Origin of the sequence: Sphingomonas sp. GC_Shp_5 (assembly GCF_026540855.1) — a bacterium.
Classification (GTDB): domain Bacteria; phylum Pseudomonadota; class Alphaproteobacteria; order Sphingomonadales; family Sphingomonadaceae; genus Sphingomonas.
In genome coordinates, this window is the sequence record NZ_JALNUP010000015.1 from 1 (window position 1) to 25745 (window position 25745).

The following is a 25745-nucleotide window of genomic DNA, read 5'->3' on the forward strand; positions in this document are numbered from 1 at the left end:
GTCGGGCAGGTGGCGACGGCGGACCGCCTCCCGGCGGCCCAGGCGGCGGCGGCCCCGGTGGCGGCGGTCCGGGCGGTCGTGGCGGCTTTGGCGGCGGTGGCGGTGGCTTCGGTGGTCGCGGCCAGGGCGGCGGCCGGGTCCAGTTCGCGATCTACCACACCTGGCATCTCACTGATCGCGTGCTGGTCGCCGACGGTGGCCCCGCGCTCGATCTGCTCAACGGCGATGCGATCGGTGCCAGCGGCGGCCAGGCGCGTCATGAGTTCGAGGGCCAGGCCGGCTATTCCAACAACGGGCTCGGCGCGCGTCTCTCGGTCAATTACGCGACCGGCACCCACGTCAACGGCGGCACCGCGGCGGCGCCCGAGCCGCTGTCGTTCGGCGGCCTTGCCACCGCGGACCTGCGCCTGTTCGCCGATCTCGGCCAGCGGCTCGATCTGGTCAAGGCGCACCCCTGGGTGCGCGGCATGCGCGTCACGCTGGCGCTGCAGAACGTGTTCAACACGCGCCAGAACGTCACCAACGCCGATGGCACGGTGCCGGTCAGCTACCAGCCCGACTATCTTGATCCGCTCGGCCGCACCGTGCGGCTCAGCATCCGCAAGCTGTTCTTCTAGGCTCCCTGGCCCTCATCCTTCGGCGAAGGGTGAGGGCCAGCGGGCGTCAGCCGCCCAGCGTCCGCGTCCGCCGCCGCTGCACCGAGCTGCCGATCCCCAGCGCCTCGCGGTATTTGGCCACCGTGCGCCGGGCGATGTCGAAGCCCTTGGCCTGGAGCAGCTCGACCAGCGTGTCGTCGGACAGGATCTTGGCGCCCTCGCCAGCGATCAGGCTCTTGATCGCGCTCTTCACCGCTTCCGCCGACACCGCGTCGCCGCCGTCCGCTGCCTGGATCGCCGAGGTGAAGAAGTATTTGAGCTCGAACAATCCGCGCGCGCAGCTCAGATATTTGTTGCTGGTGACGCGGCTCACAGTCGATTCGTGCATTTCGATTGCATCCGCCACCTGGCGCAGCGTCAGCGGCCTGAGATAGGCGACGCCCTTGAGGAAGAACGCCTCCTGCTGCTTCACGATCTCGGCGGCGACCTTGATGATCGTGCGCTGGCGCTGGTCGAGCGCCTTGATCAGCCAGTTGGCGCTCGCCAGCGCCTCGGACAGCCACGCCTTGGACTGCTTGCCCTGCGGCCCATGGCTGAGCTCGTGATAATAACGGCGATTGACCAGCACCCGCGGCAGCGTCGCGGCGTTGAGCTCGATTCCCCAGCCGGCCTTGGTGCGGGCGACGAACACATCGGGCGACACCGCCTGGGCGGGCTCGCCGCCATAGCGGCAGCCGGGCTTGGGATCATAGCCGCGCAGCTCGCGGATCATGTCCGCCATGTCCTCGTCGTCGACCCCGCAGATCCGCTTCAGTCGCCCGAGATCGCCGCGCGCCAACCATTCGAGATGATCGAGCAGCCGCGCCATGCACGGGTCGTAGCGGTCCGCTTCCTTGGCCTGCAGCGCCAGGCATTCGGCAAGGTCGCGCGCGCCGACGCCGGTCGGCTCGAGCGTCTGGATGATCGCGAGCACGCCCTCCACCCGCGCCAGCGAGCTGCCGAGCCGGTTGGCGATGTCGAGCAGCGGCACCGTTAAATAGCCCGCCTCGTCGAGCTGGTCGATCAGATGCTGGGCGATGAACCAATCGGCGCCATCCACCACCAGTTGCGCCTGGGCGAGCAGATGGTCGGCGAGGCTGGTCGCGGTGTCGGCGAAGGAATCGAGGTCCGGCCCGTCCTCGCCGCCGAGCCCGCCGCTCGCACCGCCGGTCATCGACAGCGCACCGTCGAACCCGCCGCCGCCATCGGCGACGCTGTCCTGCTGGTGACTCTCGGTGGCATAGTCGAGGTCGAGCGGCTCGGCCGCGGCGGTGCCCGCCACCATCTCGTCGGCACCCGCGGGCTCGGGCGCCTCGGCGCGCTCGGGGCGGACCAATTCGTCGGTCTGCGCCGCCTCGAGCAGCGGGTTCTTCTCCACCTCCTCGGCGATGAAGCCCTCGATCTCGAGGTTGGACAGCGCCAGCAGCTTGATCGCCTGCTGGAGCTGCGGCGTCATCACCAGCGACTGGGACTGGCGGATGTCCAGGCGCGGAGCGAGGCTCATCGGCTAGAGCGAGAACCCCTCGCCGAGGTACAACCGGCGGACGTTGGCATCCGCGACCAGCTCGGCCGGGCTGCCCGAGAATAGCACGCGGCCGTCGTAGATGATGTAGGCGCGATCGACGATATCGAGCGTCTCGCGGACATTATGATCGGTGATCAGCACGCCGATGTCGCGGCGTTTGAGGTCCTTCACCAGGTCGCGGATGTCGGCGATCGAGATCGGGTCGATGCCGGCGAACGGCTCGTCGAGCAGCATGATCGATGGCTCGGCCGCGAGCGCGCGCGCGATCTCGGCACGGCGCCGCTCGCCGCCCGACAGCGCCATCGCCGGCGCCGCGCGCAGCCGGGTGAGGCCGAATTCCTCGAGCAATCTGTCGAGCTTCACCGGCCGCGCCGCAGCGTCGGGTTCGGACAGCTCGAGCACGGCCATGATGTTCTTCTCGATCGACAGCCCGCGGAAGATGCTGGTCTCCTGCGGCAGATAACCGAGGCCGAGGATCGCGCGCCGGTACATCGGCAGCCGGGTGATATCCTCGCCATCGAGCATGATCCGGCCCGAATCGGGCTTCACCAGCCCCATCACCGAATAGAAGCAGGTCGTCTTGCCCGCGCCGTTCGGGCCGAGCAGCCCGACCACCTCGCCGCGATCCACCCGCACCGACACGTCGGTGAGCACGGTACGCTTGTCGTACGATTTCGCGATCGAGACGACCTGCAGGCCGTGGTTGACCGGCGCCTCGTGGATCGGCTCCGCGGTGGCGACGGGAGAAAGGGCTGCATCCATGGCCGAACGTCTCGCGCTGAAAGGTTGCCCGGCCGTTATCAGCTATCGGCTTGGCAGGAAACCTGCATGACACCGGCGGTGGAGATCAATCGCGCTTGGGCACCGAGAAGGTGCCGGTGACCCGGCCGCTGCGCTGGGTGACGGTGCCGGCGGCGTTGCCGGTGGTCGCGCCGCTCGATCCGGCGACCGACGAGCCGTCGATCACCGCACGGCCGGTATCCATGTTGATCGTCAGCCGGCCGCCGTTGACGGTGTTGCCGCCCTGCGTCAGCGTCACCGCGCCGAGCATGGTGATCACCCGCCGGTTGAGATCGTAGATGCCATATTGGCTGCGTGCGGTCTGGTCGGGCCGGCGCACGGTGACCCCGCCCGAAGCGTCGAGCCGCGACACCTGCGGGTTACCGCCAACCACTTCGCCGGTGTAGGTCACGGTCATCCGCGCCGAGGTCAGCGTCATCTCGGCCTGCTTGACCGAGACGTTGCCGGTCAGCAGCGCGCGATTGGCCTTGTCCTGCAATTCGATATGATCGGCGCCGAAATCGATCGGCGCGTTCGAATTGTGCTTCTGCTGGGCCGCGACGGGCGCGGCGACGAGCAGCAGGGCGGCAAACAGGGGAGGAGCAACGCGCATCATCGCTATTTCGCCCCTCGCGGCACGATCCGCAAGCGCGCATTGCCATCGAGCTTGACGGTGCGGCCCTCGAGATTGGCGTGGAGCTTGTTAGCGCTGAAATTGCCTTGCGGCAGCACGCCGGTGACACCCTTGCCGCCGCTGTCCATCGTTTTCTGCTTGAGGTCGACCACTGCGTCCTGGGTGTCGATCCGATAACCGTCGGCGGCGCGGAACGCGACCGGGCCGATCACCTGCAATTTCTCGGTGTCGAGATCATAGGCGCCTTTGTCGGCATGAAGCTGCGCCGGGCCATCGTCGAGCTGGATGTCGGCGGCCATCTTGTTGATCTGCACCACCGGTACCGCGGAGCTCTTCTGCACGCCCGAGGCGACGTTGATCGCGAACGGCTGGCCCTTGTCGTCCTGGCCACGATAGGTGGCGGCCTGCAGCTTCAGCCGCTCCTTGGCGACCTCCACCTTGTTCTTGTCGAGCACGAACGAGACGTCGCCGGTCGAGGTCAGCGGCGCCAGCACCAGAAAGGCGGTGAGCACGCCGATCGCCGCGGGCAGCCCGAAGCCGAGCGTCGCGATCAGCCGATCGTGACGGCTGCCGGGCGCGGCCCAGCGCTGGCGCGCGGTGCGGGGCGGGCGCGCGACCTCAGCCATCGGCGTCACGCATGGGCGAAGATGTCGATCTCGGGCCAGCCGGCGAGATCGAGCGCCGCGCGATGCGGCAGGAAATCGAAACACGCCTGGGCGAGCTGGTCGCGCCCCTCGCGCACCAGCCGCCGGTCGAGCTCTTCCTTCAAGCGGTGCAGGAAGCGCACGTCGCTCGCCGCATAATCCTTCTGCGCGTCGGACAGTTCGGGCGCGCCCCAGTCGGACGATTGCTGCTGCTTGGAGATGTCCTGGCCAAGCAATTCGCGCACCAGTTCCTTGAGGCCATGGCGATCGGTGTAGGTGCGGATCAGCCGCGACGCGATCTTGGTGTCATAGGCGGGCGCGGCGATCACGCCGAGGTAATGCTGGACGGCGGCGATATCGAACCGGCCGAAATGATAGAGCTTCAGCCGCGCCGGATCGGCGAGCACCGCCTTGAGATTGGGCGCGGCATAGTCGCTGCGCGGGCCGAAGCGAACGAGATGCTCGTCCGGCCCACCGTCGGAGAGCTGGACGACGCACAGCCGATCGCGCGGTGTGATCAGGCCCATGGTCTCGGTGTCGACGGCAATGGAAGCACCGGGGGCGAAGACGTCGGCGGCGAGGTCTTCCTCGTGGAAGTATACGGTCATGCCCCGCGCCCTACGCTGCTATCCTCTGCGGCTCAATGACGAACCTTGCGGGAAGGTCAGGGGCACGGTCGACCGGCCCATCCGTCATTCCAGCGAAAGCTGGGATCTCCGGCGATAGCGCAAAACGGGAGTCGCGAGAGCCCCAGCTTTCACTGGGACAGGATCATCGCGCACTCGGCCTGCGGCGACTCGGTGCGCCACCCCCGCCGAGCACGCCACGTCAGGCGAAGGTTTCGCCGATCAAAACCGCCCCGCTGCCAGATTTCACCCAATTGTGACCGTCACGGACCAACTATTGCCACAAAACGGGTTGATCCGGCGACGATTTCGTTCGCGAGGGCTTGCGTAGTGCGCTATGGGCATCCCCAAGGCGCAAAAGGTTTCGCGCCCGAGGGCTCACGTTCGTCGTCCGGCGCATGAGTATCTCGAGAGGATTGGTGCGGGCGAACCGGGAAGACGAACAGGGCATATGGGTTACGACAAAGGTGGCCGCGGCAATCGTGGCGGACGCGGGCGCGACAAGCGCGATGGCTTCGGCGGCGGTGATGATTTCGGCGGCGGCGGCGGCGGTAGCAGCTTCGGCGGCGGCGGTTTCGGTGGCGGCAGCAGCTTCGGCGGCGGCGATCGTGGTGGTTTCGGTGGCGGCGGCTTTGGCGGCGGTGATCGCGGCGGCTTCGGTGGCGGCGGCGGCGGCGGTGGGTTCCGCGGCGGCGGTGGCGGCGGCTTCGGCGGTGGCAACAGCGGCGGTGGCGGTTTCGGCGGCGGTCGCGGCATGCCCCCCCAGGTGGTCGGCGAAGGCACCGGCGTGGTCAAGTTCTTCAACGCGCAGAAGGGCTTCGGCTTCGTCGTCCGTGATGACGGCGGCGAGGACGTGTTTGTGCACATCTCGGCGGTCGAGCAGGCTGGCATGTCGGCGCTCGCCGAGGGTCAGCCGCTCGGCTTCACCCTCGTCGATCGCGGCGGCCGCATCTCGGCGACCGAGCTAAAGATCGATGGCGAGCCGATGGCCGTCACTGATCGTGCGCCGCGCGAGCCGCGTGAAGGCGGTTTCGAGCGTGGTCCGCGTCCCGCAGCCGGCGGCGCCGGTGGTGCAGGTGGCCCGCAGCGCCAGCTGACCGGCGAGAAGGCGACCGGCACGGTCAAGTTCTTCAACGCCATGAAGGGTTTCGGCTTCATCCAGCGCGATGATGGCCAGCCCGACGCGTTCGTGCACATCTCGGCCGTCGAGCGCGCCGGCATGTCGACCCTCAACGAGGGCGATCGCCTGGAGTTCGAGCTCGAGGTCGATCGTCGTGGCAAGTACGCCGCGGTGAACCTGCAGGGTGCGTCTTCCTAAAGCCATCTCGAGCGTTTCGCTCGTGATGTGACGAACAGCCCGGTTCCGCACCCGCGGGGCCGGGCTTTTCCTTGCCTACTCCATGTTGTCGCCCGTCGAGCCGAAAGCCGATCATGCCCATTCCCGTCCTACTCTCGCTCGCCCTGCTCGCCGCCGCCCAGACCAGCCCGGCCGCTGATCCCGCGTCAGACGACGCGCCGGTGGTCGAAGCTGGCATCCCGGTGCTCGAGGCGCGCGTGGTCAATCGCTTCCCGCATGACGTGCACGCCTTCACCGAAGGCCTCTCCTGGTGCGACGGCACGCTGTATGAAAGCACCGGCGAGACCGGCGCGTCCGACATCCGCCGGGTCGATCTCGCCACCGGCACGGTGCGCGCGCGCGTCGCCATCTCCCCTGAGCTGTTCGGCGAGGGCACGGCCTGCTGGGGCAAGCAGCTGATCAGCCTCACCTGGCAGACCGGCATCGGCTTCCGCTGGGATCGCGCCACGCTCAAGCGCACCGCGAGCTTCACCTACCCCGGTGAGGGCTGGGGGATGACCACCAACGGCAACCAGCTGATCCTGTCGGACGGCACGCCCACGCTGCGCGTGCTCGACGCCGCCACCTTCGCCCAGCGTAGCACCATTAAGGTGACGCTCAACGGCAAGCCGCAGCGCCAGCTTAACGAGCTTGAATATGTCCGCGGCAGCATCCTCGCCAACATCTGGATGTCCGGCTTCATCGCCCGCATCGATCCCGCCACCGGCAAGATCAACGCACTGATCGACTTGCGCCCCCTGATCGCCGAGGTGAACCTCGCCGATCGCGATTCGGTCGCCAACGGCATCGCCTATGACTCCGCGCACGACCGGTTGTTCGTCACCGGCAAGAACTGGCCCCGGCTGTTCGAGATCACGCTCGGCGACGAGGTCGGCCGCGTCCAGTGACCGCGCTGTCCTACAACGGCGCCCGGTGATACGACACGGGCGACAATCGCCGAAGCGAGCCTCTTTCTCATCGTCGCGCAACCGGAAACGATCCACGGCCAGCGTCGCGCGGTAGGCGACAACTTCACTCAACTTGTGGTCAAAACTACCGGGTAAATACGGGGTGCGGCGCCGCCTAGGTCACCAGCCGGCGCAGCGTCTCCACCCGGTCCGCCTCCGCCGCCGGCTTGTCGATGCGGATCCGCGCAATCCGCGGGAAGCGCATCGCCACGCCGGATTTGTGCCGGGTCGAGGCGTGAAGCGAGTCGAATGCGATCTCGAGCACCAGGCTGCGCTCCACCTCGCGGACCGGGCCGAAGCGGTTGAGCGTATGAGTCCGCACGAACCGGTCGAGCATCTTGAGCTCCTCGTCGGTAATCCCCGAATAGGCCTTGCCCACCGGCAGCAGCTCGCCCTCCTCGGTCCAGCAGCCGAAGGTGTAATCGCTGTAATAGGACGAGCGGCGGCCGCTGCCGCGCTGCGCGTACATCATCACGCAATCGGCGGTGAGTGGATCGCGCTTCCATTTATACCACAATCCGGCGCGGCGACCGCCGACATAGGGCGAATCGCGGCGCTTGAGCATCACGCCCTCGATCGCCGCGTCGCGGGCACCGGCGCGGATCGCCTCCAGCTCGGTGAAATCCTCGGCCTCGATCACCTGGCTGAGATCGAAGCGGTCGGGGTCGAGCCGCGGCACGAACGCCTCCAGCCGCGCGCGCCGCTCGGTCCAGGGTAGCTCGCGCAGATCCTCCGGCCCGTCGAACAGGATGTCGTAGAGCCGGACGAACGCGGGATATTCGGCCAGCATCTTCGCCGACACGCTCTTGCGGCCGAGCCGCTGCTGCAGCGCGTTGAAGCTCGCCGCCTCGCCGCCCTGGAACTCGCCTTTGACCAGCAATTCGCCATCCACCGCGCCCGGAGTCGAAAAGGCGGCGGCGACATCGGGAAAGCTGCCGGTAACGTCGTCGCCGGTGCGGCTGTAGAGCCGGGTCTCGCCGGCGACATGGACGATCTGGACGCGGATCCCGTCCCATTTCCACTCCGCGGCATAATCCGCGAGGTCCACCCGCGCATCCTCCAGGCCGTGGGCGAGCATGAACGGGCGGAACACCGGCACGTCCAGCGGGGTCGGCTGGACGCCACGACCTTCCGCCCAGGCAAATAGGGTGGGGTAGGGCGCCGCGATGCCGTGCCAGATCTCCTCCACCGCCTCGACATCGAGCCCGAACGCCTGGGCGAGCGCGGTCTTGGCGAGCCGGGCGGAGACGCCGATGCGCAACGCCCCGGTCGCCATCTTGAGCAGCGCGAACCGCTCCTCGGCGTCGAGCCGGTCGAGCATGCCCGCCAGCACCGCCGGGGCGTCGGAGCGCGACAGGTGGCGTAATCGCTCGACGGCATCGGCGACCGAGAGCGGCTCAGGGTCGCTGGGCACCGCGGGGGCCGGCCACAGCAGCGCCACCGTCTCCGCGGTGTCGCCGACATAGTCGCGGCTCATCCGGAACAGCACCGGGTCCACCCGCTCCTCGATCAAGGCGCGGATCAGCGCCGGCTTTACCCCCGGCAGGTCGAGATCCCCGGTCAGCGCCGCCATCGCCCAGCCGCGATCCGGGTCCGGCGTCGCCACCAGATAATCGGCGATCAGCTTCAGCTTGGCGTTGCGGCCGCGGGTGTAGATCAGCGAGTCGAGAAGCGCGGCGAAGGCGTGCATGAGGGGGCAACGCATGGCATGGCAGCAATGCTCCCGCTAAGGCGCCGACATGAGCGGATCGTGGCGGCAATGGGTGGGGGCGGTGATCGCCGTGGGCGTGCTGGCGGTGATCGCGGTCGCGGCCTTCGCCTTTCTCGAGGCGCGGGCGGATCCGATCGTCCGCCGCACGGCGGTGGCGCTGCCCGATTGGCCGGCCGGTGCCCCGCCGATCACCGTCGCATTGCTGGCCGATATCCACATCGGCAGCGTGGTAATGGATCAGCGCCGGCTGACGCGGATCGTCGGCCAGGTCAATGCGCTGCGGCCGGACCTGGTGGTGATCGCCGGCGATCTCGTCGACGGCCACGATCCCCGCCGCACCGCGATCGATGCGCCAAGCCTGACGGCGCCGCTGTCCCGGTTGCGGGCGCCGCTCGGCGTGGTCGCGGTGCTCGGCAACCACGATCATTACACGCTGCCGACCCTTGTAGCCGCGGCGATGCGCCGGGCCGGGATCACGGTGCTCGCCAACCAGGCGCTGGCGCGCGGACCGCTGGCGGTAATCGGGGTAGACGATGCCTTCACCGGCCATGCCGATGCCGGCGAAGCGTTGAGGCAGGCGGCGCGGCTCAGCGGTGCGCGGCTGGTGGTCTCCCACAGCCCCGATCTCTTGCCGATGCTGCCGCCGGGCAGCGCGCCGCTGGTGCTGACCGGCCATACCCATTGCGGCCAGGGCGTGGTGTTAGGCATCACCCTCAGCCCCTATCTGCTGCACAGCAAGCGCATCTTCGATCCGCGCTACCGGTGCGGGATCGTCCAGGACCCGGGACGCAAGGTCATCATCACCGCTGGGCTCGGCACCAGCAACTTGCCGTTCCGGATCGGCGCGCCGCCGGATCTGTGGCTGGTGAGGCTCGGCCCCGCGGTCAGTCCACCGCGTCCTTGACCGCCTTGCCGGCGATCAGCCCGAGCACCAGGCAGATGACGAAGATGGTGACGGCGACGAAGAAGATGATCTTGGCCAGGCCGGCAAAGGCGGAGGCCGCGCCGCCGAAGCCCAGCAACGCGCAAACCAGCGCGATGACGGCGAAGATGAGCGCCCATTTGAGCATCGGATAGTCTCCCTGCGGCGACAACCGGCGTCGCATCCACCGGTTCCCGCCGTCGGGACAGGCTCAGCTCTTGCGGCTGGCCTCGAACAGGAACCAGGCACGCTCCTCGGCCTGGTCGGTCCACTCGTCGACGATGCCGCTGGTGGCATTGTCCTTGGCCGCCTCGGCGGCTTCCTTGACGGTGCGGAACGCCTCGACCAGCTTGAGATTGTCTTCGCGCAGCTCAGCGAGCATCGCGGCGGGATCGACAAAATCCTGATCGTTGTCAGCAATCGACTGGCGCCGCGAGATGTCGCCGATCGAACGCAGCGTGGTGTTGCCGATCTTGCGGACGCGCTCGGCGATGGCATCGGTGACGCCGATGATCTGCGCCGCCTGATCGTCGAGCATCAGGTGATAGTCGCGGAAGTGCGGGCCCGACACATGCCAGTGGAAGTTCTTGGTCTTGAGATAGAGCGCGAAGCAGTCCGCGAGCGAGGCGTTGAGCGCATCGGCGACCGAGCCGGTGTTGGACAGGTCGGTCGGCGTGTCGAGCGCCGGATTGGTGATGGCCATGGAAGCTCCTGGATCATGGGGTCGTTGCGATAACGATCCAATAACGCAATTCGCTCCCCGCCGCGCGCGGCATTTCACCGCTTGCGGTGAGTGAGCCGCTAGATCAGTGCCACCGCCCACAGACCCAGCCAGATACCGGCCATGATGAAGCCGATCGAGATCACCAGCCGCGCCCGCTTTAAGGGAAGCACCTGCCATGCCGCTTCGCCGAGGATCACGGCCGGCACGATCACCGCGAGCGACCCCAGCGTCGCCCCGATCGCCGCCATCCAGGGAAAGGCCGTGCGAGCCGCCAGTGCGAGCACGATCAACTGGATGCCGTCGCCGAAGGCGAGCACGAACAAGCCGATCAGGCTGGTCAGTGCCGCGCCGAGTCGCCAGCCCTGCAATCGGTCGGGGGCCTTGGCCGGCATCACCGATCCGCCGCCCTGGAGCAGCAGTGCCAAGGCCAGGAACAGCTGCTTGGCTTCCGGGGTCATCCTGGTGGCGATCAGCGCCGCAGCGGCCGCGGCGATCATGCCGGCAGCGAGCATCGCCGCCGCCGCCATGGCGATCACCAGCCACGGTTGCCGATAGCGATCGGCGAGGATCGCCGCGAGCCAGGGCGTGCGGTCGCCGATCTGGGCCAGCGCCGCGGCGACCAGCGCCGCCATCAGCGCATCCACCGCCCGTCAGCCCGCGAGGCGGACCGAGCAGGCGGCGGCGAAGGCGTTGCAGGCGGCAAGATCGTGGCGATCGCTCGCCACCGCGTCGCTCAGCATCGCCAGCCAGCCGTGGACCAGCGCCCCGCGCTCGCCGCGCGACAGCGCCGAATCGAGGAAATGTGTCACCGTCACCGCGGGGTTGAGCCCGTTGCGATGCGCGATCAGGCGGATCTGGTCGACGTCCGGCGCTAGCTCGCACGGCCGCGCATAAGGCGCTCGGGTGTCGAGTGAGGCGATTCGCGCCGACAGCTCAGCCTTGACGTGGTCGAGATCATTGCCCTGTACCAACTTGGTCGCTCCTCTGCCGTGGCTTACCCTGCATCAGGAGCGGTAAAGGGCGCCTTAAACGCCAGGCGGAGTTGACTTAAGCGCCGCCTTCGGCCATGCGCCGCGGCTGATCGAGCGGCGGCGTTGGTGCTGCCGCTCTCCTTGTTTTTCAGGATTAGGGCTCATGGCCAAGCCGACTACCGTCAAGATCAAGCTCGTCAGCTCCGCGGACACGGGCTATTTCTACGTCACGAAGAAGAACCCGCGTACCAAGACCGAGAAGCTGAGCTTCAGCAAGTACGATCCGGTCGTGCGCAAGCACGTCGAGTTCAAGGAAGCCAAGATCAAGTAATCTGGTGGGCAGCCTGCGTGGCTGCCTAGGGATTTTGGCGTCGAACAAGACGTGTAGGGCCGCGGGTGCATGAGCGCCGGCGGCTCTTGTCATGTCCGCAGCGGTTTGAGCTTGGCCGGATTTCCGCCGCAAATGGCAGCTGTTGGACATATTGCGTTCATTTGTCGGCGCTAGACCCGCTGATGGCAGTCGGATTCGCCGATTGTCGTGTTTTGCGTCACTACGGGCTGGGGGCGGTGCTCACATGAGCGCCGCCCTTGGTTTTTGTGGCTCCGGTGCGTGGCCGCCGTGTCGTCGGCAGCGATCCGGCACCAGTGGGAACCAACCTTCCTGCTCTACGTTATTGATCTGCTTGCAGCGTCCAGCCCTTTTCGGGGGGCAAGGGCACTTGGAAGCTCGCGACGCCCTGTTGCCCAACCGGCAGCAGGGCGTCTTACGTTTGCCTCATAGCAGCGCGTTCACCGTTTCCATGAAGCGCATCAGGCTGATCGGCTTGGAGACATAGGCGGCGGCGCCGGCGGCGCGGATCCGGTCCTCGTCGTCACGCCCGGCATAAGCGGTCACCGCCATCACCGGAATGTGCTTGAGGTCGTCGTCGCCTTTCAGCTCCTGGATCAGTTCATAGCCGGTGACGTGCGGCATCTGGATGTCCATGATGATCAGGTCGGGCAGGAAGGTGCGCGCCGTGGCCACGCCCTCGCGGCCGTCGCGCACCGGCTCGACAACAAAGGCGTGCGCCCTCAGCAGGTCGCAGAACAGTTTGAGATTGAGTTCGTTGTCCTCGACAACGAGCACCCTTTTTGCCACCCGCTTCACGATCCTTTCAAGGCGACGATAGGCAATGCGCGAGCGCGATACAAACTCCCCCGACGCAAACGCGGAGCTATTGGCCCTGCGTGCCCTGGTCTGGACGATCGGCGACGACGATCGGGCAAGCCGGTTGATCGCTACCACGGGCCTCGACCCGGACGATCTGCGCGAACGGGCCGGCGAACCGGCCGTGCTTGGCGCGCTGCTCGGGTTTCTCGAAGCCTATGAACCCGATCTCATCGCCTGTGCCGAGGCGCTCGCGGTCAAGCCCGAGGCGCTGGTCCGCGCCCGTTACCAGCTGGAGAATCAATGAAGCCGCTGCTGATCTGCGACTGCGACGAGGTGCTGCTTCACATGGTGAAGCATTTCGGCACCTGGCTCGACGAGGCGCACGACATCGAATTCACGCCCAATGGCGATGACTTCTCCACCAGCATGCGTCGCCGCGATGGCGGTACGATCCCGTCGCGCGACGAGATGTGGCAGTTGCTCGGCGGCTTCTTCCCGGGCGAGATGCACCGGCAGACGCTGGTGCCGCATGCCGCCGAGGCACTGGCGCGACTCGCCGAGACGGCCGAGATCGTCATCCTCACCAACCTGACGGACGAATGCCGCACCGCGCGGATCGAGCAGCTGGCGCAGTTCGGCATCGAGCATCGCGTCGAGTGCAACCAGGGCGGCAAGGGCGATCCGGTGTCGCGTCTGGTGGCCGAGCACGGCAGCCCGGTGACGGTGTTCGTCGACGACCTTGCCGTCCACCACGAGTCGGTCGCCCGCCATGCCCCCGGGGTTCATCGCCTGCAGATGGTGTCCGAGCCCACGCTCGCGCCGAGCGTGCCGGCGGCGCCCGACGCGCATGCGCGGATCGACGATTGGCGCGACGCCGCCGACTGGATAGCCGCGCAATTCGCGGCAGGCACGCCCGCCCATTGAGCCTCGCGATCAGCACCGATCGCTTCACTGCCCTGATTAGGAGATCATCATGGACCATGTTGCCCGCAAGCTCGAAGAACTCGGCCTCACCTTGCCGGAGGCGGCAGCGCCGGTTGCCGCTTATGTTCCGATCGTCGAGGCGGGCGGGCTGCTCCATCTGTCCGGCCAATTGCCCTTCGTCGATGGCAAGCTCGTCACCGGTCGGCTTGGTGACGGCGTCTCGCTCGAGGATGGTCAGGCGGCGGCGCGCGCCTGCGGGCTGATGATCGTCGCCCAGCTCAAGAAGCACCTTGGCGACCTTTCGCGCGTCGGCCGCATCGTCAAGCTCGGCGTGTTCGTCAATTCGCATGCCGATTTCACCGACCAGCCCAAGGTCGCCAACGGCGCCTCCGAGCTGATGGTCGCGTTGTTCGGCAATGCCGGCATGCACGCGCGCAGCGCGGTGGGCGTGCCGGTGCTGCCGCTTGGCGCCGCGGTGGAAGTCGATGCGGTGGTGCAACTCGCCGACTGATGGGCCGGCCGGGGTTGTTAGCACCGCCCCGGCTCCGCATATGGCGACCATGCAGCCAGATGCGATGGATCAAGCCGGCGACCGTCCTCGTCCGCCGGGAGTGGTGACGGCATGACCACCTTGACCGCGCGTCTTGCCGACGGTGTCGGCGCGATTCCTGCCGATCAGTGGGATGCCTGTGCCGGCACCGGTAATCCGTTCGTCAGCCACGCCTTCCTCGTCGCGCTGGAGCAATCGGCAAGCGTCGGTGGGCGATCAGGCTGGCAATCGATCCCGATCATCGTCGATGGCCCGGATGGCATGCCTGCCGGCATTGCCCCGGCCTATGCCAAGAGCCACAGCCAGGGCGAATATGTGTTCGACCACGCCTGGGCCGACGCGTGGGAACGGGCCGGCGGCAGTTACTATCCCAAGCTGCAGATCGCCGCGCCGTTCAGCCCAGTGCCGGGCCCGCGGCTGCTTTTGCGCGATCCCGCCGCCGCAGCGCCGTTGATCGCGGCGGTGGAGGCGGTGATCGATCAGCACGGCCTGTCATCGGCGCATGCGACCTTTGTCGATCCCGCCCAACTGCCGCTGTTCGAGGCGGCGGGCTGGCTGATCCGCGAGGGTACGCAATTCCATTGGGCCAACGACGGCTATCGCAGCTTCGATGATTTTCTCGAGGTACTGGCGAGCCGCAAGCGCAAGGCGATCCGCAAGGAACGCGCCGCCGCGGTCGAGGGCCTGACGATCCGGCATCTCACCGGCGATGCGATCGAGCCGCGCCACTGGCAGGCGTTCTGGGCCTTCTACCAGGACACCGGCAGCCGCAAATGGGGCCAGCCCTATCTCACCCGCCCGTTCTTCCGGCTGCTTGGCGAGACGATGGGCGACAAGGTGCTGCTGATCCTGGCCGAGCGCGATGGCGTGCCGATCGCCGGTGCGCTCGATCTGATCGGTGCAGATACGCTCTACGGTCGCTATTGGGGCTGCACCGAGGACGTGCCCTTCCTCCATTTCGAACTATGCTATTATCAGGCGATCGACGCCGCGATCGCGCGCGGGCTGAAGACGGTGGAGGCCGGCGCGCAGGGCGAGCACAAGCTCGCTCGCGGCTATGTGCCGGTGCCGACCTGGTCGGCGCACTACCTGCCCGATCCCAACTTCCGCCAGGCGGTCGGCGATTTCCTGGTGCGCGAGCGCGCGGCAGTCGAGTCCGATCAACTCCATCTCGCCGCGTTCGCGCCGTTCAGACGGTCGGGCGACTGACCAGCCGGCGCCGCGGCGGGAACAGCGCGGGGTTGAGCGTGACATTGGGTCGACGACGATCGTCGATCCGGAACAAGATGCTGCTGCCGTCGTGCCAGATCGGGGTGAGGCCGGCGACCAGCGCCTGATCATAGGGCGGCGGGTTGATCAGCCAGACATAATCGAAGGCGCGACGCGGCAGATAGGCGAGCGACACCGCGATCGGCCGCCACCATTCGCCGCGACAGCGCACCCCGGTGACGATCTGCGACGGATCATGCGCGAACTGGCCGGCGATCGCATAGCGGGCGGTGAGCAACTGCGCGCCTGCCATCGACCATTGGTCGTTGGCGTAGGCAAGTTTGCGTTCGAGGGCGATGCCGGGGACGTGCTCGAGCCGCGAATAGGTCCAATCGTCCACGCAGCGCCGCCCGACCATGGTCAGCAACCGGGCACCCTCGGGCACATGGTCGAGCGCGGCGAGCTTGCGGTCCTGGTCCTGCGCGAACATCCAGAAGCTCGCGGTGGTGCCTGCCATGCGGACGCCGAAGAACAGCAGCCCGAGTGCCGCCAGCGTCGTCGCCCCGCGCATCGACAGGCCGGCGCGCGGGCGCAGCGCGATCAGCCCGATCGCCAGCGCATAAGGTGCGAGGCGCATGTCGGCATAGGCGGATCCGAACACGATTCGCGGCAGCAGCAGGTACATGGCGAGCAGGAACAGCGCCGACAGGCTGAGATTGCGCGAATATTCCACTCGCGAATCGCGCATGCCCTTGAACATGATCACGAACAGCACCGTGAGCGACGCGATGTCGAACGCCATCCAGCGATCGCGCAGCACCATCAGCACCCAGTTGATCTTCCACCGCCAGTTGAACCAGTCCGTGGTCTTGCCGGTGACGTGGTCGCCCGACCGCCAGAACACCATCAGCACGAATGGCAGGGCGAGCGGCAGGCAGCCGAGCCCGGCGCGGATCCAGCTTTCCAGCCAATGACCGCCGCGGCCGTCCTTGCGTAGATCGTGCTGGCGGATCATCTCCGACGAGAAAGCGAGCACGCCGAGCACGCCCCAGCCGAAGGTATGGCACACCCACAGAGCGCAGGAGAGCGGCACGAACAGCGCGGCGCGCCAGCTGAGATGCCCCAGCCGCCCCATCCGCAGCCACAGCGCGAACAGGTTGAGCGCGAGTCCCATGGACAGCGCGAAGTTGACGAAGCCGAACTGCACCGGGTAGCAATAGGCCAGCGGCAGCGCGAATAGCGCGGTCGGCGGGATGCGGCCATGCACCTCGCGCGCGATCCACAGCAGTCCGGACACGGTAAGCGCGGGAATAGCCATCACGATCAGCTTGACCGCCAGCTCGAGCCCGAACAGCCGCGACAACGGCTCGATCAGCAGATCGACGCCGAGGTTGCCGATCAGCGACCATTGGAAGTTATACCAGTCGGCGAGCCAGGCATGCGCGCCCGCATCGAGCTGGACGCGATAGCGCCCCATATGGCCGAGCAGATCGACCAAGGGGGGGATAGCGGGCCGGATCAGCGGCACGATCGAGACGATCACCATCGCCACGACGAACCAACGTGTTTGCCACCAGTGAAGCCGTTCCGCAGTCATGGTTACCGCCCTAAGGCGCGAGAGCAGCGACGGCAACGATCCAGCGCAGGCGATCGTGCGGTTGGCGCCACGATCGTCATCCCAAGGCGAGCCCGGCATGACGGATATGATGCTTGCCGCTTCGCCTCAGAAGCTGGTCGGCGCGCTGCCGTGCGGGATCACTTCCCAGGCCAGCACCCGCGTGTGCCTGAGCGGCACCGGGCGCAGCCAGTTGAAGCGTTCGCCACGCTGCAGCCGAGCCCACAAGCCGTCCGGGGCAACATGCGCGTATAGCTCCACCTCGTTGAGCCCGGGGCAGGCGGCGACATAACGGGCGCCGCTCGCCCGAATGATCGTCTCGGCTTCAGCCGGCGTACCGATGAAGGTCGCGATGATCGCGTGGATTGCCGCGGCGTTGCGATGATAGCTGCCACCGATCGCATGGTGGCTTGTTGTCGCGACCAGTTCCGGTGTGACGTCGAGCGGCGCGAAGATGATCGATGGCGGTAGCGCGGCCAAGCTGCGGATGTCCTCGGGCCTGGCGCACCTCGGGACGTCAGTCGTCGAAGGCACCGCGGCCTTCTTGCCTATCATCGCGTGCGCGGCGGCGATGATCCCTTCCGATGCCAGCCCCGGAGAACTGGTGACGAGTGCCCCCGCCGTCGCGATCAGCCGCAGCGGTGCCGAGCGGACGGCGCGCGCCCGCCTCAGCAGCCGCATCAGCACCGCTGCCGATCCCGGTAGCGCCAGAGCGTTGGCCGTCGCTCCGGCGCGGATCACCAGGCAGGCGATGATCGTTGCCGGCACCATGACGCCGAGCAGCAGCCACCAGCGCTCTCGCACGGCCGGCGAAGCGTCGCGGATGGCCAGCAGGCTGCCGATCAAGCCGACGGTCGGCAAGGCGATGTTGACGATCGCCCAACTCGGATCCTGCCGCCAGATCGGCATGCCCTCGGCGACATTCTGGTACCAATAGGTTCTCACCAGCGGATCGAGCGTAGCGAACGGCCCGCTCAGGCACGCACCGACGAACAGGCGCAAGGTGATCAGGCAGCCGGCTGCGCCGATCGCCAGCAGGCCCAGGCGCACCGCGAGCGGTGCCCGCGCCGCGGCGCTCGCCGCGGTCAGCGCCAGCGCCGTGACGCCGAATACTGCGATCCACGCCGGCGACATCGCATCGCAGGGCATCAGCCAGAAACCCGGCCCGCGCGTCGCTAGGTGCAGGATCACCGCACCACCGAACAGCGTCCAGATCAGCCCGAGCATGAACGGCGCCCGCCGGCGGTCGACCAGCCAGGCCAAGGTCGCCACGGCGGCGATCGCAGCGGTGATCGGCAGGCCTTCGAACGATACCGTGACCAGCGCGGCAAGCGCTGCGCCGGCGCCGACGCCATGGCGCCAAGTCGGCGGTCCGATCAGCAACAGCACGGCGGCAAGCGCGAGCACCGTCTGCCAGCCGTGATGATCGATCCGCATCGGCATCATCTGGAACACGATCGGCGTCGACATCGCCGCGATCAGCACCACGAACTGGGCCGCCTCGAGGTCGCCAAGCCGGCGGGTGATCCGCGCCACCAGCGCCATGGTCGCGAGCAGCGTCAGCAGCGGCACGACCACCATCGCCAGCCGTTCGGCATCGATCCGGCCGAGCAGCGGCGTCGCCGGGGCGATCACCGCCGCCAGCGGCAGATCGACCAGTCGCGACCAGTGCATTGGATAATGGCCGGCGTTGAGGCGGTGCTGGCCGACATCCCACCAGCTCTGGCCGCCCAGCCAGTCGCGCACCTCAAGCAGGCGCATGGCGTCGTCGGCGTCGGGAAAGCGGAACAAGGTAATCGCGGGATAGAAAGCGATCAGCAGCACCGCCGAGGCGAGCAGCCAGCCGCCGATCACCGCCGGCCACAGCCGTTGGGCCGTCATGCCGCGCGCAGCCGCCCCGGCACCGCACGCACGCTTGCGAGCGCGGCTTGCTCGCCTTCGTTGCCGGCCTCGTGATATTCGGCGTCCTCGTTGACCCCCCAGATATCGTAGATCCGCTCACCGGCCTCGATGTTGCGCACCGTGAGCATCGCGGTCATCATCGCATGATCCTGGTTGTTGTAGCGGTGCATGCCGTTGCGGCCGACACAGTGCAGCGTCGGGTAGCGCGTCTCCAGCTCGGTCCGCAGCGCGTCGACATTGTCGCGATAATGATCGTCATAGACCGGATAGGCTTTCTCCTGACGCACCACCGTACCACCGACCACCTGGTCCGGCTCAACCAGACCGAGAATGCCCATCTCGCGGGTAGCGAGTGCAACCAGATCCTCGTCGCTCGACGACCATAGGCCGTCACCCTCGAAGCAGAAATATTCGAGGCCAACACAGGCGATGGCGGGATCGGGCACCATCTCCGGCGACCAGCTGCGGAAGTTCTGGACGCGGCCGACCTTTACCTTGGAATCGTGGATGTAGATCCAATTGTCCGGGAACAGGTCGGGTGCGCGGACCATCAGCGCGACAGTGAGGAAGTCGCGGTAGTTGAGGTCGGCGGCATGCGGCAGCGTCTGCGGCAGCGGCTGCAGCCGCGTGGCGAGCTCGCGCATCGGCGCGCTGGAGATGACGTGGTTGGCGGTGATCGTCACCTCGCCACCATCCGGCGTGGTCGCGGCAACGCGCCAGCGGCCGGTGCCGGACTCCTGCGCCAGTTGCTTCAGCGCATGGCCCATCAGGATGTGATTGCCCTGCTCGAGCACGCGGTCACGCGCGGCGTCCCACATCATGCCCGGGCCGAGCCGCGGATAGCGGAAGCTTTCGAGCAGCGTCTTGGCCTGCATGCCGTCGTTGGGGCGCTTGTTGAGGCCGAGCGAGCGCTTGAGCCCGTCGATCACCGCGGCACCGAGGCTCAGCCCCTTGATGCGCTGTGCTGCCCAATCCGCGCTCATCTCGTCGCACGGCATGCCCCACACCTTCTCGGTGTAGGTCTTGAAGAAGATCGAATAGAGCTTGTGGCCGAACTGGTTGATCACCCAGTCCTCGAAGCTGCGCACGGTCTTCTTGGGTGCGATCTTCCAGCGCAGATAGCTCGCCATGCATAGCGTCGAGCGCCAGATGCCGAGGTTGCCGAGCGCCTCGAACGCGCGCAGCGGATAGCTGTAGAATTTGCCCTCGTAATAGATCCGGCTCATTCGCGGCCGCTCGATGAAGTCGTCCGGCAGCAGTTCGTTCCATAGGTCGACCACCGACTGCGACTTGGAGAAGAAGCGGTGGCCGCCGATGTCGAAGCGGAAGCCCTGATGCTCGACGGTGCGGCTGATGCCGCCCACATAGCGGGAGTCCTTCTCGATGACGGTTACCGAGTAGCCCGCCTTGCCGAGCAGATAGGCGGCGGTCAGGCCCGCGGGGCCCGCCCCGATGATCGCCACGTCAACGGTTCTGTAACTACCCACCATGCCTGCTCGAACCCCCGGGAGATGCCCGAAGATATGAAGCGACAAGGCTAAGGCGGCGTTAACAGAGCAAGGGTGGTGGGCACCGCGCCGGACCCATTCTCTCTGTCATCCCGAGCTTGTTTCGAAATCCAGGGCCCGAAACCCGCCGCCTGGCTTGCGGCAGGTGATGGGCCATGGATGCTGTAACCAGTTCAGCATGACGGCAGAATGGGTGCCTGCTTACTGGTCGCGGCGGCCGAGCAGCCGCAGCCGCAAGGCGTTGAGCTTGATGAAGCCCGCCGCATCGCGCTGGTCATAGGCGCCCTGGTCGTCCTCGAAGGTGACGACCTTTTCCGAGTAGAGCGAGTTCGCCGACTGGCGGCCGACGACATAGACGCCGCCCTTGTACAGCTTGAGCCGCACGGTGCCGGACACCTTCTCCTGGCTGTGGTCGATCGCCGCCTGCAGCATCTCGCGCTCCGGCGAGAACCAGAAGCCGTTGTAGATCAGCTCGGCATAGCGCGGCGCGAGCTCGTCCTTAAGGTGGGCGGCACCGCGATCGAGGGTGAGCTGCTCGATGCCGCGATGGGCGAGGTGATAAATGGTGCCGCCCGGCGTCTCGTACATGCCGCGGCTCTTCATGCCGACGAAGCGGTTCTCGACCAGATCGAGCCGGCCGATGCCGTGCTTGCGACCGAGATCGTTGAGCTTGGCGAGCAGGGTCGCGGGGCTCATGCCCTCGCCGTTGATCGCGACGCCATCGCCGCGCTCGAAATCGACGGTGATGAACTCGGGCACGTCGGGCGCGTCCTCGGGGCTCACCGTGCGCGAATAGACATAGTCCGGCACCTCGTCCCACGGGTTCTCGAGCACCTTGCCCTCGGACGAGGTGTGGAGGAGGTTGGCGTCGGTCGAGAACGGGCTTTCGCCACGCTTGTCCTTGCTGACGGGGATCTGGTGCTGCTCGGCGAACTCGATGAGGCGCGTGCGGCTGGTGAGATCCCACTCACGCCAGGGTGCGATCACCTTGATGTCGGGCGCCAGCGCGTAATAGCCGAGCTCGAAGCGGACCTGGTCGTTGCCCTTGCCGGTGGCGCCGTGGCTCACCGCATCGGCATTCACCATCCGCGCGATCTCGATCTGGCGCTTGGCGATCAGCGGCCGCGCGATCGAGGTGCCGAGCAGGTACAATCCCTCGTAGAGCGCATTCGAGCGCATCATCGGGAACACGTAGTCGCGCACGAATTCCTCGCGCAGGTCGTCGATGAAGATATGCTCGGGCTTGATCCCCATCAGCTCGGCCTTGGCGCGCGCCGGCTCGAGCTCCTCGCCCTGGCCGAGATCGGCGGTGAAGGTAACGACCTCGCACTGGTAGGTCTGCTGCAGCCATTTGAGGATCACGCTCGTATCCAGCCCGCCCGAATAGGCAAGGACGACACGGTTCACGGATTCGGACATGGCACGCTCCATCAGCAAGTCTGGGCATTCGGCAATCGGGGGGCGCTTAGGGGGAGGGGGCGCCGGGTGCAACCGGAACGCGCGTCATTCAGCACGCGTTTAGCCGCGCTCCGCCACTGCGCGGGTCATTTCCAGGAGTTTCCCATGGTCCGTACCCCGCTTGTCCTGCTGCTCGCGCTCGGCGGCGCTTATCCTGCCGCGGCGCAGAGCCTGAGCGCCAACGACATCGCGCTGTTCCGCAAGGAATTCGCCGCGACCGATACCAACAAGGATGGCGTGCTCAGCCGCAGCGAGGTGCAGGTTCGCACCGCAGGGATGGCGGTGAAGGGTCGGCGTCCGGACCCGGTCCACGCCAAGCGTCTTGCCGAGCTGTGGTTCGCCAGCGCCGATCTCAACAAGGACGGCAAGGTCACCGAACCCGAGGCGCAATCGCTGTTCGCCGCGATGGTCCGCCGCCAGGCCGCGCAACGCGGCGCCGCCGGCCCTGCCGCGCCGCGCAAATAGCGGCCGTCAGCCCCGCAACGCGCGCTCACCCTCGATCATATAGTCGCGGGTGAGCGGCAGGGTGAGCCGGCTGCGTGACAGCTGGATCTGGTAATTGACCATGCCCCCGGTGCGGAACGCGGCCGCCGCACCGGCCAGGTAGAAGGTCCACATCCGATAGAATCGCTCGTCGTACAAAGCGACGATCTGGTCCTTAGCGGTCACGGTGCGATCATACCAATGGTCGATCGTCAGCGCGTAATGCACGCGCAGCACCTCGATGTCGGTCGGGAACAGCTTCAGCCCTTCATAGCCGCGCACGATCTCCGACAGCGCCGGATTGTAGCCGCCCGGGAAGATATATTTGGTGGTGAAGGTATCGGTGACACCGGGACCGCCCATCCGGCCGATGGTGTGGAGCAGCATCACGCCGTCATCGGTGAGCAGCTCGCGGCACTTGCGGAAGAACGCCTTGTAGTGCGCCGGGCCGACATGCTCGAACATGCCGACCGAAACGATCCGGTCAAAGCGCCCGGTGAGCGCGCGATAGTCGATCAGCTCGAACGTGACCTTGTCGGCGACGCCGGCGTCCTCGGCGCGACGGCGGGCGACTTTTAGCTGTTCCTCGGATAGGGTGACGCCGAGCACCTCGGCACCCGTCTTGGCATGGATGTATAACGCCATGCCACCCCAGCCGCAGCCGATGTCGAGCACGCGCATGCCGGGCCCGATCGCCAGTTTGGCGACGATATGCGCCTTCTTGTCGGCCTGCGCCTGTTCAAGGCTGTTGGCGGGATCGGTGAAATAGGCGCAGCTGTACTGGCGATCGGCGTCGAGGAAGAGGTCGTACAACCGGTCCGACAGATCGTAGTGATGCGCGACGTTCTTCTTGGAGCGGCGCGCCATGTTGACCCGGTCGACCCGGTGGACGACCGTGTCGAGCAGCTTGATCGGCAGCGACGGGTTGAGCCCGCCGCCGTCTTCCCAGGGCGTGTTGCCCTTGAGCAGATTGACCAGGTCGCGCACGTCGCCGCGCTCGATGATCAGCGTGCCATCCATGAACGCCTCGGCCGCGCCCAGCGCCGGGTGGCGGACGATCCGCCCCGGCACGCTGCGATCGGCGAAGCGGATCGCGACATCGGTGAAGGCCGCGTCCGGCTGCCCGAAGCTCTTGATGGACCCGTCTGCGTAGGTAACGGTAAGCTGCCCGCGCTTGACGAAGCGGGCGAGGAAACGATCGATCAGCGCCATGCGGCGTCTGCTAACGAGTGGTACGGAATGATGCTAGCCCGCATCGGCCGCAATGGTTCAAATGCCGGCGTACCAATCGTAATCCACATTGTCCTCCCAATAGCCGCCCTTGCCCTTGCCGATGCCGTCGAGGCTCGCGACCGCATCAATCGCCATCACATATTTGGCGTGCTTGTAGCCGAGCTGGCGTTCGACGCGCAGCCGCACCGGTGCGCCATGCGCCACGCCGAGCCGCGTACCATTCATCTTGAGCGCGAGGATGGTCTGCGGGTGGAAGGCGTCGACCGTGTCGATCGACTCGTAATAAGGCGTGCCGTTGAACAGGTCGGCGCAGGTGAAGACGACATAGCGCGCCGAGCGCCGCATCGCCGCGGCCTTGAGCAATGTACCGAGCAGCGGCCCCTGCCACTGGCCGATCGCGCTCCACCCTTCCACGCAATCGTGGCGGGTGATCTGCGAGCGCGCCGGCATCGCGGCAAGCTGCGCGAGGCTGAGCGAGAGCGGCCGATCGACGAGCCCGCGCACCTGCAGCCGGTAATCAGCGAACTGATTTGCGACCATCGCCGCATAGGCCGGTGTCCCCGGATCGTGGGTGCCGTTGGCGCGGAAGATCGGCGACATCTGGTCGGGCCGGAACTCGGGCGCGAGCGCGCCGCGGTCCATCAGCGCCCGCTGCAGCCCGCGCTGCATGTCCTCGCCCTTGAACAGGATGCTGCGCGCCGCGGGGATCTGCACCACCCGGTCACAGCCGGCGAGCAGCAGCCCCGCGCCGCCGACCAGCAAGTTGCGCCGCGCAATCATGCCGAAGGGACCTTCCACCAGCCGGTGACCATCGAGCGCAGCTCGTTGCCAACGCCGGCGAGGATCACCAGCGCGAGATGGACCACGGTGAAGCCGCCGATCAGCGCAGCGGCGATGAAGTGCAGCGAGCGCGCCGACTGGCGGCCGCCGAACAGCTCGAGCAGCCATGGCCAGGCCGCATCCATCCCCGGCGACAGCGCCAGGCCGGTGAAGATCATCAGCGGGATCGCGCCGAAGATCACCAGCACGTAGGATAGCTTCTGCAGCGTGTTGTAGGCGCCGGGATCATCGGCATCGTGGAAGCGGAAGGCGAGGTGATCGCGCACGTCTTCGGCAAGATGGGCAGGTGCCAGCTCGGCTGCGCGCAGCCTGAGGTTGCGCTGGATGTGGCGGTTGATCAGGCTCGCGACCATGAACGCGAGCAGGCCGAATGCCAGCACCAGGGCGAAGAACAGATGCCAGCGCCGGGAAATGGCGAGATTGTAGCTGCCGGGGATGGTGATCCAGGCGGGGAAATGCGGCAGCTGCGCCCAGGCGGCGTCGAAGTTGGCGCCATAGCGTCCCCAGTAAAGCCGCGGGTGGGCATTGGAGATGCCGAGCCCCGAGCCGAGCAGGATGACGATCGCGATGGCGTTGAGCCAATGCCACAGCCGCGTCGAGAGCGCGTGGCGGTGGATCAGCGTTCCGGGCTTGGCGGCGGGCATGCACCCGCCTAGCAAAGTTCGCATGAACACCGAATGGCATTTTTACGAGCCGCGCGACGGCCATCGCCTCGCCCATGATCCGCTCAACGCGATCGTCGCCCCGCGCCCGATCGGCTGGATCAGCTCGGTATCGCCCAGCGGGGTGCGCAACCTCGCGCCCTACAGCTTCTTCAACCTGATCAGCTACCGCCCGCCGCTGATCGCCTTTTCATCCGTCGGGATGAAGGACAGCGTCGCCAACATCCGCGCCACCGGCGAGTTCGTCTGGAATCTCGCGACCCGTGCGCTCGCCGAACCGATGAACGCGAGCGCGGCGATCGTGCCGCCGGACGTCGACGAATTCACCCTGGCGGGGATCGAGGCGGCGCCGTCACGCCTGGTCGCACCGCCGCGGGTGGCGGCGAGCCCCGCGGCATTTGAGTGCAAGCTCACCCAGTTGATCCAGCTCCAGGACAAGGAGGGCGCGCTGATCGATCAATATCTGGTGATCGGCGAGGCCGTCGGTATCCATATCGACGCCGCGATGATCGACGACGGCGTCTACCAGACCGCGCGCGCCCGCCCGATCACCCGCGGCGGTGGCCCCGCGGATTATTTCGAGATTACCGAGGAGGCGCTGTTCAAAATGGGCCGGCCGGGGGCGTGAGCAGAGCAACCTAATCGTTGATACGAACCGATCCGTTCGCCCTGCACTGGTCGAAGGGCATGCGCCTCGCAGTGCTTCGACAGGTTCAGCACGAGCGGAAGGGATGA

At 67.0% G+C, this 25745-nt stretch carries 28 protein-coding genes and 1 pseudogene; 11 read left to right on the forward strand and 18 right to left on the reverse strand.

Annotation, left to right across the window (positions count from 1 at the left end):
* Positions 1-617 (forward strand): annotated as a pseudogene (locus OXR60_RS12635) (TonB-dependent receptor); the annotation flags it as partial.
* Positions 618-663: 46 nt separating this feature from the next.
* Here OXR60_RS12635 and rpoN read toward each other — a convergent pair.
* The 5 genes from rpoN to OXR60_RS12660 form a co-directional block, all read right to left on the reverse strand.
* The gene (rpoN, locus tag OXR60_RS12640) at positions 664-2139 is read right to left on the reverse strand and encodes an RNA polymerase factor sigma-54 (RefSeq protein WP_267396272.1); all 1476 of its coding nucleotides are present in this window, start codon (positions 2137-2139) and stop codon (positions 664-666) included.
* Between the two features lie 3 nt (positions 2140-2142).
* A complete protein-coding gene (gene lptB / locus OXR60_RS12645; RefSeq protein WP_267396273.1) occupies positions 2143-2922 on the reverse strand; it encodes an LPS export ABC transporter ATP-binding protein in 780 nt (259 codons plus the stop codon).
* Positions 2923-3007: 85 nt separating this feature from the next.
* Positions 3008-3553: an LptA/OstA family protein gene (locus OXR60_RS12650; protein ID WP_267396274.1), complete on the reverse strand. Its 546-nt coding sequence runs from the start codon at positions 3551-3553 to the stop codon at positions 3008-3010.
* Between the two features lie 5 nt (positions 3554-3558).
* Complete coding sequence (lptC, locus tag OXR60_RS12655; protein ID WP_267396275.1) at positions 3559-4200, reverse strand: LPS export ABC transporter periplasmic protein LptC; 642 nt, start codon at positions 4198-4200, stop codon at positions 3559-3561.
* 5 nt (positions 4201-4205) lie between these two features.
* Positions 4206-4826, reverse strand: a complete 621-nt coding sequence (locus tag OXR60_RS12660; protein ID WP_267396276.1) for a ribonuclease D — start codon at positions 4824-4826, stop codon at positions 4206-4208.
* Between the two features lie 469 nt (positions 4827-5295).
* Between OXR60_RS12660 and OXR60_RS19905 the strand changes: the two genes are divergently transcribed.
* Together OXR60_RS19905 and OXR60_RS12675 are read left to right on the forward strand one after the other, a co-directional pair.
* The gene (locus OXR60_RS19905) at positions 5296-6162 is read left to right on the forward strand and encodes a cold-shock protein (protein WP_276592230.1); all 867 of its coding nucleotides are present in this window, start codon (positions 5296-5298) and stop codon (positions 6160-6162) included.
* A 113-nt stretch (positions 6163-6275) separates the two neighbouring features.
* Positions 6276-7088 (forward strand): glutaminyl-peptide cyclotransferase, encoded by an 813-nt coding sequence (locus tag OXR60_RS12675; RefSeq protein ID WP_267396277.1) that lies wholly within the window; start codon positions 6276-6278, stop codon positions 7086-7088.
* 175 nt (positions 7089-7263) lie between these two features.
* Here the strand turns inward: OXR60_RS12675 and OXR60_RS12680 are convergent, their stop codons facing one another.
* Positions 7264-8838, reverse strand: a complete 1575-nt coding sequence (locus OXR60_RS12680; protein WP_267396278.1) for a cisplatin damage response ATP-dependent DNA ligase — start codon at positions 8836-8838, stop codon at positions 7264-7266.
* A gap of 49 nt (positions 8839-8887) precedes the next feature.
* On the opposite strand from OXR60_RS12680, the gene OXR60_RS12685 reads away from it, so the two are divergent.
* Entirely contained in the window at positions 8888-9763 is an 876-nt protein-coding gene (locus tag OXR60_RS12685) for a metallophosphoesterase (protein ID WP_267396279.1), read from the forward strand.
* Here the strand turns inward: OXR60_RS12685 and OXR60_RS12690 are convergent.
* The 4 genes from OXR60_RS12690 to OXR60_RS12705 all read right to left on the reverse strand — a co-directional run bounded on the left by OXR60_RS12690 (position 9744) and on the right by OXR60_RS12705 (position 11476).
* Positions 9744-9929 carry a DUF1328 domain-containing protein gene (locus OXR60_RS12690; RefSeq protein ID WP_267396374.1) on the reverse strand — a complete coding sequence of 62 codons (186 nt, stop codon included), beginning with the start codon at positions 9927-9929 and terminating at the stop codon, positions 9744-9746. The genes OXR60_RS12685 and OXR60_RS12690 overlap by 20 nt on opposite strands.
* Positions 9930-9992: 63 nt before the next feature.
* On the reverse strand, positions 9993-10484 hold the full coding sequence (locus OXR60_RS12695; RefSeq protein WP_267396280.1) for a DNA starvation/stationary phase protection protein: 492 nt from the start codon (positions 10482-10484) through the stop codon (positions 9993-9995).
* Between the two features lie 98 nt (positions 10485-10582).
* On the reverse strand, positions 10583-11149 hold the full coding sequence (locus OXR60_RS12700; RefSeq protein WP_267396281.1) for a TMEM165/GDT1 family protein: 567 nt from the start codon (positions 11147-11149) through the stop codon (positions 10583-10585).
* A 6-nt stretch (positions 11150-11155) separates the two neighbouring features.
* Complete coding sequence (locus OXR60_RS12705; protein ID WP_267396282.1) at positions 11156-11476, reverse strand: hypothetical protein; 321 nt, start codon at positions 11474-11476, stop codon at positions 11156-11158.
* 163 nt (positions 11477-11639) lie between these two features.
* Here OXR60_RS12705 and rpmG point away from each other — a divergent pair, with 163 nt between their 5' ends.
* Positions 11640-11807, forward strand: a complete 168-nt coding sequence (rpmG, locus tag OXR60_RS12710) for a 50S ribosomal protein L33 (RefSeq protein WP_267396283.1) — start codon at positions 11640-11642, stop codon at positions 11805-11807.
* Positions 11808-12251: 444 nt separating this feature from the next.
* On the opposite strand, the gene OXR60_RS12715 is transcribed toward rpmG, so the two are convergent.
* Positions 12252-12614 (reverse strand): response regulator, encoded by a 363-nt coding sequence (locus tag OXR60_RS12715; RefSeq protein WP_267396284.1) that lies wholly within the window; start codon positions 12612-12614, stop codon positions 12252-12254.
* A gap of 34 nt (positions 12615-12648) precedes the next feature.
* On the opposite strand from OXR60_RS12715, the gene OXR60_RS12720 reads away from it, so the two are divergent.
* The 4 genes from OXR60_RS12720 (at position 12649) to OXR60_RS12735 (ending at position 15309) form a co-directional block, all read left to right on the forward strand.
* Complete coding sequence (locus OXR60_RS12720; RefSeq protein WP_267396285.1) at positions 12649-12930, forward strand: DUF3572 domain-containing protein; 282 nt, start codon at positions 12649-12651, stop codon at positions 12928-12930.
* On the forward strand, positions 12927-13550 hold the full coding sequence (locus OXR60_RS12725) for an HAD family hydrolase (RefSeq protein WP_267396286.1): 624 nt from the start codon (positions 12927-12929) through the stop codon (positions 13548-13550). The genes OXR60_RS12720 and OXR60_RS12725 overlap by 4 nt, the downstream gene beginning before the upstream one ends.
* A gap of 46 nt (positions 13551-13596) precedes the next feature.
* Positions 13597-14061 carry a RidA family protein gene (locus tag OXR60_RS12730; protein WP_267396375.1) on the forward strand — a complete coding sequence of 155 codons (465 nt, stop codon included), beginning with the start codon at positions 13597-13599 and terminating at the stop codon, positions 14059-14061.
* Between the two features lie 111 nt (positions 14062-14172).
* A complete protein-coding gene (locus OXR60_RS12735) occupies positions 14173-15309 on the forward strand; it encodes a GNAT family N-acetyltransferase (RefSeq protein WP_267396287.1) in 1137 nt (378 codons plus the stop codon).
* Here the strand turns inward: OXR60_RS12735 and OXR60_RS12740 are convergent.
* The 4 genes from OXR60_RS12740 to OXR60_RS12755 form a co-directional block, all read right to left on the reverse strand.
* On the reverse strand, positions 15290-16906 hold the full coding sequence (locus tag OXR60_RS12740; protein ID WP_267396288.1) for a hypothetical protein: 1617 nt from the start codon (positions 16904-16906) through the stop codon (positions 15290-15292). The genes OXR60_RS12735 and OXR60_RS12740 overlap by 20 nt on opposite strands.
* A gap of 126 nt (positions 16907-17032) precedes the next feature.
* Positions 17033-18805 (reverse strand): hypothetical protein, encoded by a 1773-nt coding sequence (locus OXR60_RS12745; RefSeq protein WP_267396289.1) that lies wholly within the window; start codon positions 18803-18805, stop codon positions 17033-17035.
* On the reverse strand, positions 18802-20316 hold the full coding sequence (locus OXR60_RS12750; RefSeq protein WP_267396290.1) for an NAD(P)/FAD-dependent oxidoreductase: 1515 nt from the start codon (positions 20314-20316) through the stop codon (positions 18802-18804). Before OXR60_RS12750 ends, OXR60_RS12745 begins: the two co-directional genes overlap by 4 nt.
* Positions 20317-20535: 219 nt before the next feature.
* On the reverse strand, positions 20536-21753 hold the full coding sequence (locus tag OXR60_RS12755; RefSeq protein WP_267396291.1) for an argininosuccinate synthase: 1218 nt from the start codon (positions 21751-21753) through the stop codon (positions 20536-20538).
* Between the two features lie 144 nt (positions 21754-21897).
* On the opposite strand from OXR60_RS12755, the gene OXR60_RS12760 reads away from it, so the two are divergent.
* Entirely contained in the window at positions 21898-22257 is a 360-nt protein-coding gene (locus OXR60_RS12760) for an EF-hand domain-containing protein (RefSeq protein WP_267396292.1), read from the forward strand.
* 6 nt (positions 22258-22263) lie between these two features.
* Here the strand turns inward: OXR60_RS12760 and OXR60_RS12765 are convergent, their stop codons facing one another.
* The 3 genes from OXR60_RS12765 to OXR60_RS12775 are packed head-to-tail and all read right to left on the reverse strand — an operon-like array spanning position 22264 to position 24992.
* Entirely contained in the window at positions 22264-23487 is a 1224-nt protein-coding gene (locus OXR60_RS12765) for a cyclopropane-fatty-acyl-phospholipid synthase family protein (RefSeq protein WP_267396293.1), read from the reverse strand.
* 57 nt (positions 23488-23544) lie between these two features.
* Complete coding sequence (locus OXR60_RS12770) at positions 23545-24288, reverse strand: molybdopterin-dependent oxidoreductase (RefSeq protein ID WP_267396294.1); 744 nt, start codon at positions 24286-24288, stop codon at positions 23545-23547.
* Positions 24285-24992 carry a cytochrome b/b6 domain-containing protein gene (locus OXR60_RS12775; protein WP_267396295.1) on the reverse strand — a complete coding sequence of 236 codons (708 nt, stop codon included), beginning with the start codon at positions 24990-24992 and terminating at the stop codon, positions 24285-24287. Before OXR60_RS12775 ends, OXR60_RS12770 begins: the two co-directional genes overlap by 4 nt.
* Before the next feature lie 22 nt (positions 24993-25014).
* On the opposite strand from OXR60_RS12775, the gene OXR60_RS12780 reads away from it, so the two are divergent.
* On the forward strand, positions 25015-25638 hold the full coding sequence (locus OXR60_RS12780; protein WP_267396296.1) for a flavin reductase family protein: 624 nt from the start codon (positions 25015-25017) through the stop codon (positions 25636-25638).
* Positions 25639-25745 lie beyond the last annotated feature (107 nt).